Raw genomic sequence first — 13,190 nt, forward strand, 5'->3', positions numbered from 1 at the left:
AGCCGACCATACCTGGGGAGGGTATCGCTGTCTCGGCCAGATGCCGGCTCCCGGGGGGCGACAAGCCCGTGCGCCGGTCCGACCTCACGCAGGTCAAGGCGCGAGGTGGCGCGAACTGCCCGGGTGTCGTGCTGAGACAGGAACGTGGACATCGCCATGAGACGGCCTGACCCGCAGGTCACAGCCCCCGTATATGACGGGAACGTGGCCGCAGCCAAGGCCGGCCCTCGCCCCGCATCTCGCCCCGGCGTGGTCAGCTTCCAGAACGGCCTGCACAACCCGGCGACCCTGCGCGCCTGGCTCCCCGGCCACACCGGGTCGGCCTACCGGCGGACGGACGACGTCTTCGGGTGACGTACTGTCACCGGCGTGTCAGCCGCACAACCGTACTCGGCCGGTCGCCCTTCACGAGCCCCAGTGGCAGCCCGTGCGTGAGCAGCGTCGCCGCGTGGTGTTCGGCGCCGGTGGTGTCGTCGACGTAGGTCGCTGAGGGGGAGAGGCCAGTCAGGCGGAGCCTGCGGTCCTGGCCCCAGGCGATGACCACGAGCCGGTCGCCCGACCGGTACTGCACCGCGTCCGCCAAGCGGTGCTGTTCGCCGAACTGCACCACCGGGCGGATTTCCTTGTAGAGCGCCACCAGTTGCCGCGCCTCGGCCAGTTCGAGCTCGGTCCAGCGGGAGAGGTCGCCGCCGATGCCGAGCGCCCCCGCCATCGCGATGTGGAAGCGGTAGGGGAGGGGCGTGGTGCGGCCGGTGTGCGGGTTGGGGCTGTCGGTGACCCAGGCGGACATGGTGCGCGCCGGGTAGATCTGGCTGTAGCCGTGCTGGATGGCGATCCGGTCGTCCGCGTCCGTATTGTCGGAGATCCAGGTCTGGTCGGTGCGAGCCAGCATGCCCAGGTCGGCGCGGCCGCCGCCGCCCGCGCACCCCTCGATCCGCAGGCCGGGATGGGCGCTGCGCAACCGGTCGATGACGGCATAGACGCCGCGTGTGTGGTCGGTCCACAGGCGTTCGCCGTCCGGGTGGCCGGGCCAGCCCGCCTCGGTGAACGCGCGGTTCATGTCCCACTTGAGGTAGTCGATCGCGTACGTGGCCACCAGCTGGTCGAGCCACTTGAAGGCCCACTCGGTGACGTCGGTGCGGGCGAAGTTGAGGACGAGCTGGTGGCGCAGTTCGGTGCGGCGGCGGTGCGGCATGTGCAGCACCCAGTCCGGGTGTTCGCGGTAGAGGTCGCTGTCCGGGTTGGTCATCTCCGGCTCCACCCACAGGCCGAAGCGCATCCCGAGCCTTCGGACCGCTTCGACGAGCGGGCCGAGGCCGTGCGGGAAGCGTTCGGGGTTGGGCTGCCAGTCGCCGAGACCGGCGAGGTCGCTGGTACGCCGCCCGAACCAGCCGTCGTCGACCACGAACAGTTCCACGCCGAGCCCCGCGGCGCGTTCGGCGAGTGCCCGCTGCCCCTCCAGGGTGACGTCCCACCCCGTCGCCTCCCAGCTGTTATAGATCACGGGGCGGGTCTCGTCGGGGCGGGGGAGCACGTGGGCCGTGGTGTACCGGTGCCAGCCGCGGCTCGCCGCGCCGAAGCCGGCGGTGCTGAACTGCCCGGCGAACACGGGGGTTTCGTGGGTTTCGCCGGGGTTGAGGTGCCATGTCAGGCCGTCGTGCCCGGCGCCGCCGGTGACCGTGAACGGGCTGCCGGTGTGGTCCCGTTGCGCGGTGATCCGCCAACTCCCCGACCAGGCGAGGGCCATGCTCCACACCGCGCCGTGAGTTTCGTCCGCGTCGCCCGCGTCGACCATCAGCCAGGGGTTCCCGAAGTGCCCGGAGATGCCGCGCCGGCTGGTGAACACGGTCTCGGCGTACGGGGCCTCGGATCGCCGGAGCTGTGTCTCGCCCGACCACTCGCCGACGGTGTGGCTGAGCCGCACGCCCGATGCGGCGGGCACCGACCAGGAGGCGGCGTCGCAGCGCAGGACATCGATCGCCTCGTCCGTGCCCAAGTTCTGCAAGGTGAGTGAGCGTTCTATGACATCGCTGTCCGCGTGGATCGCGTAGTGCAGCGTGACGGTGAGGGGATAGTGGCGGTCGCGCAGGCGTACGTCCAGTCGGCCGTCCGCGATCTCGTGGCCTTCGTAGCGCCACTCGACGCCGCGCGCGCCGTCCGCGTACCGCACGAGCAGCGACGGGACGCCGAAGTGCGCGCCGCCCTCAACCGCCAGTTCCTCGCCGCCTGTTGAGGCGAAGCTGCTGGTCGATCCGTCGTACGTCGGGAGGGCGGTGGCCTGGTCGAGCGTGAGCGGCGCCCCCCAGTGCACGTGCCGTGGCGTGTCGTCGGAGCTGATGCGCAGCGCGTACGACGTGGTGGGGGTCGTCAGCAGAAACGTGCGACTGGTTGCGTCGAAGGACACTCGTGACATGAGCCAGGAGCTTAGATCCGAACTCCCTGAATTTAAATATTGACGAAGGAAATTATTCCCCCTACGTTTCCCCCATGTTGCTGAACCGAGCGCAGCTGCTCATGTCTCCCGCGGCCAACACGGTGTTCACGACCGTATTGACCCGAGGTCCGATCAACCGCCCGGAGATTGCCCGGATCACCGGCCTGTCCGCAGCCGCCGTCACCAAGGCGGTCAAGCCGATGATCGCGGCCGGGTATCTGACGGAACTGCCGCAGCAGGAGCGGACCGTGGAGGGCGCGGGCCGGCCCGCCCACCCGCTGTCCGTCCGCGCCGACCGGGAGTTCTTCGTCGGCGTGAAGGTCACCGCCGACGAACTCATCGGCGTGGTCACCGACTTGAGGGCCCAGGTGCGTGAGACTCGCCGAAGTCCACTGTCGGGCCGCGCTGTCGAGCAGGTCGTCGGCGACATCGCCGCGCTCGTACGGGACGTCGCCGCCGAGTATGCCGGGCGCACCCAGCACATCGGCGTCTCCGTCTCGGGCGACGTCGACCGGCCGGGCGGCACCGTGCGCTACTCGCCCTTCCTGGGCTGGCGCGACGTACCGCTGGCCGAACTGGTCGGAGCGGCCACGGGATGTACGGTCACGGTCCAGAACGACGTGAAGGCCCTGACCGTCGCTGAGCAGTGGTTCGGCGAGGGTGTCGGCGCCGACTCCTTCGCCCTGGCCACGGTCGGTGTCGGCATCGGCTGCGGCCTGGTCGTGGGCGGGCGTCTGGTGGCAGGGGGTTACGGGGTCGCCGGCGAGATCGGCCACATCCCGGTCGCCGCCGGGGACGGACCCGACTGCCACTGCGGCGGGCGCGGCTGCGTCGAGGCCATCGCCTCTGAGGAGGCCATCGTCGCGCGGGCCCGGACCGTCTCGGGCGACGCGACACTCGACATGGCCGGCGCCATCGACCGCGCGCACGGCGGAGACGCAGCCGTCCGTGCCGTGTTCGCCGAGGCCGGCCAGGCCATCGGGCTCGGCCTCGCCGCCATGGTCAACCTCGTCGGCCCCGAGCGCGTGGTCGTCTCCGGTGAGGGGCTCGCCGCGTACGACCTCTTCGAGGAGCAGATCCGCGCCGCCTTCACCTCGCAGGTCTTCGGCGCCGCCGCCCACTGCCCGCTCGTTGTGCGCCCCCTGCCGTGGGAGGAGTGGGCGCGCGGGGCCGCCGCGGTCAGCATCCAGTCGCTCTTCGCCGCGTGAACTCGCCCTACTTGCCCGAACTCTTCTGACTTCCCTGCGCCGTCCCCCGGAAGGACCCTGTCATGACCGCCCGTTCCGACCTGACCCGCCGAGGATTCCTCGGCACGTCCCTTCTCTTCGTCGCCGGCGCCGCAGTCGCCTGCTCCAGCGACCCGCAGGGCACTGCCTCCGCCAAGGGTGCCAAGGTCACCCTCACGCAGTGGTACCACCAGTACGGCGAGGAGGGCACGCAGGCCGCCGTCAAGCGGTACGCGGAGCAGTACACGAAGGCCAACCCGGATGTCGCGATCAACGTGGTGTGGGGCGCGGACACCTCCCAGTACGAGACCAAGCTCAACGCCGCGCTGCTCGGCGCCGACGCTCCGGATGTCTTTGAACTCGGCGACTTCCGCGCGGAGATGGCCCGCAAGGGGCAACTCGCCCCGCTCGACGACGTCTACGGTTCCGCCAAGGACGGCTTCAACCAGGCCGACCTCGACTACCTCACCGTCGACGGCAAGATCTACGGCATGAAGACCATCGACGACGTCATGGTCATGTACTACCGCAAGTCGATGCTGAAGAAGGCGGGCGTCACCCCTCCCACCACCTTCACCGAACTGGTCGACGCAGCAAAGAAGTTGACGACCGGCGACGTCAAGGGCCTGTTCATCGGCAACGACGGCATCGGCGACAGCCCTTACCTCCTCGCCTGGTCCCAGGGCCGCGACCTGATCAAGGACGGCAAGGTCGTCTACGCCGACGCCGCCCAGTCCATCGGCGGCCTGCGCGACCTGCACTCCGACAAGTCCGTCCTGCTCGGTTTCACCACCGACTGGTACGACCCGGGGGCCTTCACCCAGGGCGCCACCGCCATGCAGTGGGGCGGCCTGTGGTCGCTGCCCGCCATCGAGAAGGCGCTCGGCGACGACTTCGGCGTCGTGCCCTGGCCCGGGTACGACTCGTCGGGCAAGCCCGTCGCCCGGCTCGGAGGCTGGACGCAGGCGGTCAACGCCAAGAGCAAGCACGTCGACGAGGCCAAGAAGTTCCTGCAGTGGCTGTGGATCAAGCAGTCCGAGATCCAGATCGACTGGGCTGTCAAGTACGGCTTCCACGTGCCGCCGCAGACCGAAGTCGCCGCCAAGACACCGGGGTTGAACAAGGGCGCCGCCAAGGACGCCGTGGAGATCGGGACCAAGTACGGCATCTCCTTCCCCGCCGAGTGGACCCAGGCCATGCAGGCCGAGTTCATCGCCGCGGCCGCCGACATCGCCAAGGGCGCGGCGCCGGAGAAGACCCTCAAGAAGGCCCAGTCCAAGGCGCAGTCCGACCTCGACAAGCAGATGGGCTGAGGACAGGATGACCGCCACCGGCACCACGCCCCTGCGCAAGCGTGCCGCCCGGCCGGTGCCCGCCACGGCGCCGCGCCGACGGCGGCTGACCGAACGGCAGTCGAAGGGCCTCGCCTTCGTCGTGCTCGTCGCGCCGATGCTGCTCGGCCTCGGCCTGTTCCGCTACGTCGCCATCGGCTGGAGCTTCCTGCTCAGCTTCAGCGAGGCCCGGCGCACCATCTCGCTCGGCCACTGGGTCGGCCTCGACAACTACCGCGAGCTGCTGAGCGACGAGCGGTTCCGTGACTCGCTCACGATGATCGTGCTGTTCACCGCGCTCATCGTGCCGATCACCTTCGTCGGGTCTCTGGGCCTCGCCGTCCTCGTCAACCGAGTGCGGCGCGGCCGGGCCTTCTTCCGTACGGCCTTCCTGCTGCCCGCCGCCGTCAGCTACGTGGCGGCCGCGATGATCTGGAAGATGGCCCTGTTCAGCGGGGTGCCGTCCGGGCTCGCCAACACCCTGGGTGCCCTCTTCGGTGCCGACGCGACACCGTGGATCCAGACGCAGAGCCCGCCCCTGTACTGGATCGTGCTCGTCACCCTGCGCCTGTGGCTCCAGGTCGGCCTGTACATGATCCTGTTCATCGCCGGACTCCAGGCCATCCCGCAACACCTGTACGAGGCGGCATCCTTGGACGGTGCCGGTCCCTGGCGCACCTTCCGCAGCATCACCTTCCCGATGCTGCGCAACACGTCGGTCGCCATCCTGCTGCTGATGTTCATCGCGGCACTCCAGGCCTTCGACGAGTTCTATGCGATCTTCTCCACCGGCGCGTCCCTGGGCAGCGAGCCCGTCCGCACGCCGCTCATGCACCTGTACGGCGTCGCCCTCCAGGACCAGGACTACGGCGTCGGCTCGGCCGGCGCGTTCCTGCTGACCCTGCTGATCGTGCTGGTCACGCTGCTCCAGGGCCGGATCCTCGGGTTCGCCCGCGACAAGGACTGAACCCATGAACCGTTTCCGCGGGAGCGTCCTCGGCTCCGCCGCCACGTATCTCGTGCTGTGCCTGCTGGCCGTGGTCTTCCTGATCCCGTTCTACGTACTGCTGCGCAACGCCCTCATGACGACGCCGGAGGTCACCGCGGCCGACTGGCACTGGCTGCCGTCCGCGCTGAACTGGGACAACTTCACGTCCCTGTTCGACAACCCGGAGCGTCCTTTCGGCCGGTCGATCGTCAACTCATTGATCATTGCCGTCATCACGGCGCCGGTGTCGACGCTGCTCGCCTCGATGGCGGGCTACGCACTCGCCCGGATCGCCGTACCGGGACGGGCCGCAGTCCTCGCGGTCATCGTCGGCACCCTGATGATCCCGCAGGCCGTCACGTTCCTGCCGACGTTCGTCGTCGTCGGCTCCATGGGCGGCGTCAACACGATGTGGGGACTGATCGCGCCCGGCCTGTTCAACGCGTTCGCGGTCGTGCTCTTCCGCAGCTTCTACCTGTCCTTCCCCGCCGAGATCGAGGAGGCCGGTCGTCTGGACGGGCTCAGCTACCTCGGAGTCTACGGGCGCATCATCCTGCCCAACTCGGCCACGATGATCGCCTCCCTCGGCGCCCTGTCCTTCATCGACGCCTGGAACTCCTTCCTGTGGCCGCTGATGATCGGCCAGGACCCCAGCAGCTGGACCGTGCAGATCGCGCTCTCCAGCTTCCTCACCTCCCAGACCGTCAACCTGCCCCAGCTGTTCGCGGGCACGGCCGTGGCGATCCTCCCCCTCGTGATCATGTTCCTGGTCGCCCAGCGCCACATCGTCCAGGGCATCGCGATGTCCGGTCTCAAGTCCTGAACCGTCTCTCCACCCCATCCGGAGGTACACGCAGTGACAAGAACCACCCGCATATCCGGCCGCAGAGCTGTTCGGCGCGGCGCGCTCACCGCCGCCTGCGCGCTGCCGCTCGCCCTGGCCGTGCCAGGCGGCACCGCCGAGGCCAAGACCCCCTACGTGAAGCCCTTCATGGGCTGGAGCAGCTGGAGCGTGGAGTCCTCCTCGCGCAGCGGCTACGGCACGCACTGGCTCAACGAGGGCAACATCAAGAACGCCGCCGACGCCCTGAGCGGCAAGCTCTCGTCGTCCGGCTACAAGAACCTGAACATCGACGCCGGCTGGAACTTCGACTACGACTGGAACTTCCACACCGACGCCAACGGCATCCCCAACGCCGACAAGGAACGCTTCCCCAGCGGCATCACCTCGCTCTCCGACTACGTCCACGGCAAGGGCCTCAAGCTCGGCCTGTACGGCGCCGCAGGTCTGGAGAAGGAGGTGTATGACAAGAACGCGCCGATCCTCGGCACCGACTGCCACGCTCAGGACATCGCGGCCAAGCCGCTCACCCCGACCAACAAGTGGGGCGGCAACTGGAAGATCGACTACTCCAACCCCTGCGCCCAGGACTACATCGACTCCATCGTCTCCCGCTACGCCTCCTGGAACGTCGACTTCATCAAGATCGACGGAGTCACCAAGGACAACGTCGAGGACATCAAGGCCTGGTCAACAGCAATCGACCACAGCGGCCGCAAGATGTGGCTGTCCGCCAGCGCCTGGCCCGTCGACCTCGAGGCCGCCGACGGCCTGAAGAACTCCGCGAACGGCGTCCGCGTCAATACCGACATCGAGTGCTACTGCGAGACCACCAGCACCTGGACCAGCTCCGTCGACGACCGCTGGACCGACCTGCCCAAGTGGCTGCCCAAGCTGTCCGCCCCCGGCTACCTCGCCGACCTCGACTCGATGCCGATCAACAACAACACCGGCAGCGGACTGCAGGACGGCATCAACGACACCGAGCGGCAGACCGTCATGACGTTCTGGTCGATGGCGTCGTCCCCGCTCTACGTCGGCGGCGACATCTACTTCCTCGACGACACGGCCAAGGCGATCCTGACCAACCCCGAGGTCATCGCCGTCGACCAGGCCGCCGTGCTGCCCAAGCAGGTCCAGGGCGGCGACACCCAGGTGTGGACGAAGCGCGTCGGCAAGGACACCTACCTCGCGGTCTACAACATGGGATCTTCGGCCACGGACATCTCGGTCGGCTTCAAGTCCCTCGGCCTGCACGGCAAGCAGCAGCTGCGTGACGTCGTCGCGCGCGAGAACCTCGGAGCAGCCAAGAACGGGTGGACCGCGCAGTCCGTCCCGGCCCACGGCTCCCGGCTGATCAAGCTGTCCTGACGTCCCATCCTCCCCGTTCTCCTAGGGGCGGTCCCCGCACGGGGCCGCCCCCGCCGTCGCACGTCGCATGGAAGGACCTGCACATGAGTACCGCACTGTCCCGCCGCACGATGCTCGGACTCGGCGCCGCCCTCGCCCTGAGCGCGCTGCCCGCCTTCTCCGCCCACGCCGCACCGCGCCGCCCCACCGCGTCCCCGCTCGTCCCCGCGGGCAAGGCGACCACTCTGTGGTACCCGGAGCCCGCAGACGAGGACCTGATCATCGAGCAGGGCCTGCCGCTCGGCAACGGCCGGCTCGGCGCCCTCGTCGGCGGCGACCCGGCGAGCGAGCTGTTCCATGTGACGGACGCCTCCCTGTGGACCGGCGGCGCCAACGACGCACTCGACGGCGACGGCCAACTGCCTTACGGCCGAGACGATTTCGGAAGCTTCACGCTCCTCGCCCGCGCCACCCTGAACCTGCCGGGCCACGACAGGTCCGCCGTCAGCGACTACCGCCGCGCCCTCGACCTGAGCAACGGCCTGGTCACCACGACGTACACCAAGAACAAGGTCCGCTACGTCCGCGAGATGTTCGTCAGCGCCCCCGATGACGCCCTCGTCGTCAGACTCAGCCAGAGCGGCGGTGGAAAGCTCACCGGCAGCATGATCCTGTCCGGCACCCACGGTGAGACGACCGAGGCGGACAAGGGCCGCGGCCTCGCCTCCTTCTCCTCGTCCCTCGCCAACGGCCTGCGCTATGCGGCCGCCGTCACCGCGAAGCCGGGCAAGGGCGGCGGCGCCGTCGCGGCCACCGGATCCCGGGTCACGTTCACCGACTGTGCCGAGGTCGTCATCGTGATCAGCGGAGGCACGGACTACGCGCCCGACCATGCCGCCGGCTACCGCGACGCCGACGCCGACCCGCTGTCGCTCGCCCAGGCCAAGTCCCTTGCGACAGCAAGCACGTCGGGCACGGCGCTACGCGACACCCACGTCGCCGACTACCGCTCCCGCTACGACAGCCTGACGCTCGACCTCGGCTCCTCCACCGGGAAGCAGCGGAAGCTGGACACCTGGTCCCGGCTCAAGGCGCGCGCCGCCGAAGGGTCCGCTCCCGACCCCGAACTGGAGGCAAGCTACGTCCAGTTCGGACGCTACCTAGCCATCTGCGGGTCGCGCAGCGGGCTCCCCATGGGACTGCAGGGGCTATGGCTGGAGGGCAACACCCCTGACTGGATGGGCGATTACCACACCGACATCAACCTCCAGATGAACTACTGGCTCGCCGACCGCGCCGGCCTCGGCGAGACCTTCCCCGCGTTCGCCGACTACTGCCTGGCCCAGCTGCCCGCGTGGAACAAGATCACCCAGGAGCAGTTCCAGGACCCCCGCAACCGCTACCGCAACACCTCCGACAAGGTCGCCGGCTGGACGGTGGCCTTCTCCACCAACCCGTACGGAGGCCTCGGATGGTGGTGGCACCCGGCCGGCAACGCCTGGCTGTGCGAATCCCTTTACGAGCACTACGAGTTCACGCAGGACACGGCGTATCTCGCGAGAATCATGCCCCTGCTCAAGGGCGCCTGCGCGTTCTGGGAGGCACGCCTGATCACGACGACGGTCGACGGCCGCGAGGTTCTGATCGACGACCACGACTGGTCGCCCGAGCACGGCCCGCAGGACGCCCGCGGCATCACATACACCCAGGAACTCCTGTGGTCCCTCTTCGGTCACTATGAACAGGCCTGCCGCACCCTCGGCCTGAACCTCGAACATGCCGCGACCGTACGGGAGTTGCGCGAGCGCCTCTATCTGCCGCGGGTCAGCCCGACATCCGGCTGGCTGGAGGAGTGGATGAGCGAGGACAACCTCGGCGAGATCACCCACCGCCACCTCTCGCCGCTCATCAACCTCTTCCCCGGCGACCGGATCCGCCCCGACGCCGGCTACCCCGCCATCCTGAAGGGCGCCACTGCGCTGCTCACCGCGCGCGGCATGGAGAGCTACGGGTGGGCCTGCGCCTGGCGCGCGGCCTGCTGGGCGCGGCTCAAGAACGCGGACAACGCCTACCAGTTGGTCCTCACCAACCTCCGTCCCTGGTCCGGCGGCGACACCGGCACGGCGATGAACTTCTTCGACATGTACCGGGTGTCCGACACTCGCGCGATCTTCCAGATCGACGCCAACCTCGGCACCCCCGCCGCCGTCATGGAGATGCTCGTCTACTCTCGCCCCGGCCACATCGAACTCCTCCCCGCCCTGCCGGACGCCTGGGCCGACTCCGGCTCGGTCAGGGGCGCAGGGGTGCGCGGCGGATTCACGGTGGACATGTCCTGGCGGGCGGGTCGCGTACGGGAGGTGACGCTGCACAGCGTCGGAGGCCGCGAGGCCAAGGTCACCGCGGGCGGCCGCAGCGCGACGGTGACGCTGAAGCCCGGCGCGTCGGTGGCGCTGACGGAGCTCGTGGGCTGAGCGGGGAGGGTCCGACGTTGTATATCAAGTCGCAAAGAACACGGGCGAGTTGGCTGCCCACGATGGGTGTGTTGATCGCGCTCGCCCTCGCCCTCACTCTCGTCCCGTTCGGCACCGCGAGCGCGGCGACCACCTCGTCATCGGCCTCATACGGGAAAGGCACCCGGGTCAGCGCCTGGTCGCCGAGCATGACGACCGGCGGCCCGGCATTCGACGACCAGACGATCCGGATGGTGGTGCACAGCAGCGTCGCCGGCAGTGGAGCCCGCATCACACTCTCCAACCGGTACAGCCCCGAAGCCCTTGACGTCGGGGCTGTGGATGTGGCCGTCCAGGCGAGCGGCGGCGAGGCGAACCCTGGCACGACTCGGCGCGTCACCTTCGGCGGCTCGGGACGGGTGACGATCGCGGCCGGTGACGAGGTGGTCAGCGATGCAGTGCCGATCCAGGTCGCGGCCGGGCAGAACCTGCTTGTCAGCCTTTACGTGCCCGGCGCCACCGGCACCTCGACCTGGCACTCGGACGCGTTCGACACGACGTACATATCCGCCGGCGACCACACCGGCGACGACGGTGCCGCCACGTTCACGACCACCACGACGTCCTGGTACTACCTGGCGGGGCTCGACGTCGTGCCGACAACGGCGAAGGGCACTGTCGTGGCCTTCGGCGACTCCATCACCGACGGCTACCACTCCTCGACGTCCACGTACACTCGGTGGCCCGACTTCCTGGGCCGCCGCCTCGGTGACGAGCGGGGCCCGCAGAAGCTGAGCGTCGTCGACGCCGGCATCGGGGGAAACCGCGTGCTCACCGACGTACCCAACCTCTGGCAGGGCGTCAGCGCGCTCAAACGGTTCGGCCATGACGCCCTCGCCCAACCCGGAGTCAAGGACGTCATCCTCTTCGAGGGCATCAATGACATCGGCAACAACGTCGGCCCCGACGGCGCCCCGCTGACTGCCCAGCACCTCATCGACGGCTACCGCACCCTCATCGACCAGGCGCACGCCGCTCACGTCCGTGTCATCGGCGCGACTCTGATGCCGGACAAGGGCAATGGCTACTACACACCCGCCGCCGAGGACCTCCGCCAGACCGTCAACGACTGGATTCGCACCGGTGACGCCTTCGACGGCGTCATCGACTTCGACCGGGCCCTGCGAGACCCGGCGAACCCTGCGGCCCTGGATCCCGCCTACGACTCGGGCGACCACATCCACCCCAACGACGATGGCATGAAGGCCATGTCCGACGCGATCGACCTCCGCGTCCTGCGGTACTGACCGGGAGGGGCCGGCCCGTGACACCTGGAACTCAGCCGCCGTCGGCGTACCACTCCCGATGGCGGCGGACGCTGAGTTCCAGGTGATCCCGCATGACCGCCGCCGCACGTTCCGGGCTGCGCCCGCAGGACCGCACACAGGATGCGTCCGTGTTCCACGGACGTCGCCGGGCTGCCGCCCGTGACCGGGCTGAGGCGGAAGAGATACAGGTGCGTGTGCCAACGTTCCACCGCCGCCGCGAGCAGGGGCCGCCCCGACGCGGCGGCCGGCGCGTCGTGGACCTGCTGGTCCAGCGCCGTGAACCGGCCGTACTCGGGGCAGTGGTTGCCGTCGGCCGTCACGGCTGCATCTCCTCGGCCATGGCCATCAGCCGGTCCAGTTCGCCCTCGTCGATGTGCTCGGCGGCCGGCGTAACGGCCCGTGGTCCCAGGAGCAGCCGCATCTCGAACTTGACGAGCTGGCTGGTGGTTGAGGAACCCCCAGCCACGGGACTCGCTGCGCGGTATCGCTCGATTACCTGCGACAGTCGACGGCGATGAGCTCGTGTCTGCGGCGAGTTGGCCAGTTCGCAGGTCCGAACGGCCGGCGAGACGAACGTGATGACTGGCCTGGCTGCCAGAGGTGCGGCAGTTCGCGGCCGTAGGACCACATCGCACGTCCGCCTGGCGCCGGGGTGAGCTCGTAGACGCCCTGGGCGGCGGGCGGCGACGAAGTGTCCAGGACGACGCGGTGGAAGCTCCGGCGCAGGGCGGGGGTGAGGTTTTGGACGTCGGCGGTGACGCGGGGGAGGGGCTCGAAGGTCGGCACGGTGGTTTCCTCAGGGCAGCACCACGGAGCCCCGGCGGTTGGCGGGGGCTGATGGAGGGCGGTGCTCGTTGATGGCTGTGGGTTGCTCGGATGCTGTGTCACAGCCTCGAAGCGCTGGTCAGCGCAGTGCGACATCGGCGAATCACAGGTTCTCCCCTGTTCCCCCGCCGTTGGCGGCGATGTCGGCTCGGCAGGCCTCAGACGCCCGCTGTACCCCCTGGGAGCTGCGGGCGCGCCACGGCTGACGGGGGTCGGCGGCCCCGCCGGGGCGGCGCCCGCGCCGGTGAGCACGAACGGCAGGACACCGACGAGCGTGGCGGCAGGGGCAGTGAGATGATGGTTCATCCAGCAGACCTCCTCGGGTGGCGCGATGGCGTGCCGTGTCTGAGGACGTCACGCGGCCGAGCGTTCACCGTGGGCCCGACACCCACCGGCCGGAGCGGATGCCGGTGA

The 13,190-nt window shown here is 69.2% G+C and carries 11 protein-coding genes; 8 read left to right on the forward strand and 3 right to left on the reverse strand.

Annotated elements, in window-relative coordinates:
* The first annotated feature begins 204 nt into the window (after positions 1 to 204).
* Positions 205 to 354 (forward strand): hypothetical protein, encoded by a 150-nt coding sequence (locus LGI35_RS43310; RefSeq protein WP_227299909.1) that lies wholly within the window; start codon positions 205 to 207, stop codon positions 352 to 354.
* 7 nt (positions 355 to 361) lie between these two features.
* Here the strand turns inward: LGI35_RS43310 and LGI35_RS43315 are convergent, their stop codons facing one another.
* Positions 362 to 2,413, reverse strand: coding sequence for an alpha-galactosidase (locus LGI35_RS43315; protein ID WP_227299910.1), 2,052 nt, complete (start codon positions 2,411 to 2,413; stop codon positions 362 to 364).
* A 74-nt stretch (positions 2,414 to 2,487) separates the two neighbouring features.
* Here LGI35_RS43315 and LGI35_RS43320 point away from each other — a divergent pair, with 74 nt between their 5' ends.
* The 7 genes from LGI35_RS43320 (at position 2,488) to LGI35_RS43350 (ending at position 11,930) form a co-directional block, all read left to right on the forward strand.
* Positions 2,488 to 3,642 (forward strand): ROK family transcriptional regulator, encoded by a 1,155-nt coding sequence (locus LGI35_RS43320; protein ID WP_227299911.1) that lies wholly within the window; start codon positions 2,488 to 2,490, stop codon positions 3,640 to 3,642.
* Between the two features lie 62 nt (positions 3,643 to 3,704).
* The gene (locus LGI35_RS43325; protein ID WP_227299912.1) at positions 3,705 to 4,973 is read left to right on the forward strand and encodes an ABC transporter substrate-binding protein; all 1,269 of its coding nucleotides are present in this window, start codon (positions 3,705 to 3,707) and stop codon (positions 4,971 to 4,973) included.
* 7 nt (positions 4,974 to 4,980) lie between these two features.
* Positions 4,981 to 5,958, forward strand: coding sequence for a carbohydrate ABC transporter permease (locus tag LGI35_RS43330; RefSeq protein ID WP_227299913.1), 978 nt, complete (start codon positions 4,981 to 4,983; stop codon positions 5,956 to 5,958).
* 4 nt (positions 5,959 to 5,962) lie between these two features.
* A complete protein-coding gene (locus LGI35_RS43335; protein WP_227299914.1) occupies positions 5,963 to 6,802 on the forward strand; it encodes a carbohydrate ABC transporter permease in 840 nt (279 codons plus the stop codon).
* A gap of 33 nt (positions 6,803 to 6,835) precedes the next feature.
* On the forward strand, positions 6,836 to 8,191 hold the full coding sequence (locus LGI35_RS43340) for a glycoside hydrolase family 27 protein (RefSeq protein ID WP_227299915.1): 1,356 nt from the start codon (positions 6,836 to 6,838) through the stop codon (positions 8,189 to 8,191).
* Positions 8,192 to 8,274: 83 nt separating this feature from the next.
* Positions 8,275 to 10,644 (forward strand): glycosyl hydrolase family 95 catalytic domain-containing protein, encoded by a 2,370-nt coding sequence (locus tag LGI35_RS43345; RefSeq protein ID WP_227299916.1) that lies wholly within the window; start codon positions 8,275 to 8,277, stop codon positions 10,642 to 10,644.
* Positions 10,645 to 10,706: 62 nt separating this feature from the next.
* Positions 10,707 to 11,930 carry an SGNH/GDSL hydrolase family protein gene (locus tag LGI35_RS43350; RefSeq protein ID WP_227299917.1) on the forward strand — a complete coding sequence of 408 codons (1,224 nt, stop codon included), beginning with the start codon at positions 10,707 to 10,709 and terminating at the stop codon, positions 11,928 to 11,930.
* A 337-nt stretch (positions 11,931 to 12,267) separates the two neighbouring features.
* On the opposite strand, the gene LGI35_RS43355 is transcribed toward LGI35_RS43350, so the two are convergent.
* Both LGI35_RS43355 and LGI35_RS43360 read right to left on the reverse strand, forming a co-directional pair.
* Complete coding sequence (locus tag LGI35_RS43355) at positions 12,268 to 12,417, reverse strand: hypothetical protein (protein ID WP_227299918.1); 150 nt, start codon at positions 12,415 to 12,417, stop codon at positions 12,268 to 12,270.
* 26 nt (positions 12,418 to 12,443) lie between these two features.
* Entirely contained in the window at positions 12,444 to 12,737 is a 294-nt protein-coding gene (locus LGI35_RS43360; RefSeq protein ID WP_227299919.1) for a hypothetical protein, read from the reverse strand.
* Positions 12,738 to 13,190 lie beyond the last annotated feature (453 nt).

It is taken from the genome of Streptomyces longhuiensis (genome assembly GCF_020616555.1).
In the GTDB taxonomy this organism is placed as follows: domain Bacteria; phylum Actinomycetota; class Actinomycetes; order Streptomycetales; family Streptomycetaceae; genus Streptomyces; species Streptomyces longhuiensis.

Coding starts and splice junctions, on each gene's coding strand:
- LGI35_RS43315 (WP_227299910.1), bottom strand. CDS start 2,413: ATGTCACGAGTGTCCTTCGACGCAACCAGTCGCACGTTTCTGCTGACG.
- LGI35_RS43320 (WP_227299911.1), top strand. CDS start 2,488: ATGTTGCTGAACCGAGCGCAGCTGCTCATGTCTCCCGCGGCCAACACG.
- LGI35_RS43325 (WP_227299912.1), top strand. CDS start 3,705: ATGACCGCCCGTTCCGACCTGACCCGCCGAGGATTCCTCGGCACGTCC.
- LGI35_RS43330 (WP_227299913.1), top strand. CDS start 4,981: ATGACCGCCACCGGCACCACGCCCCTGCGCAAGCGTGCCGCCCGGCCG.
- LGI35_RS43335 (WP_227299914.1), top strand. CDS start 5,963: ATGAACCGTTTCCGCGGGAGCGTCCTCGGCTCCGCCGCCACGTATCTC.
- LGI35_RS43345 (WP_227299916.1), top strand. CDS start 8,275: ATGAGTACCGCACTGTCCCGCCGCACGATGCTCGGACTCGGCGCCGCC.
- LGI35_RS43350 (WP_227299917.1), top strand. CDS start 10,707: ATGGGTGTGTTGATCGCGCTCGCCCTCGCCCTCACTCTCGTCCCGTTC.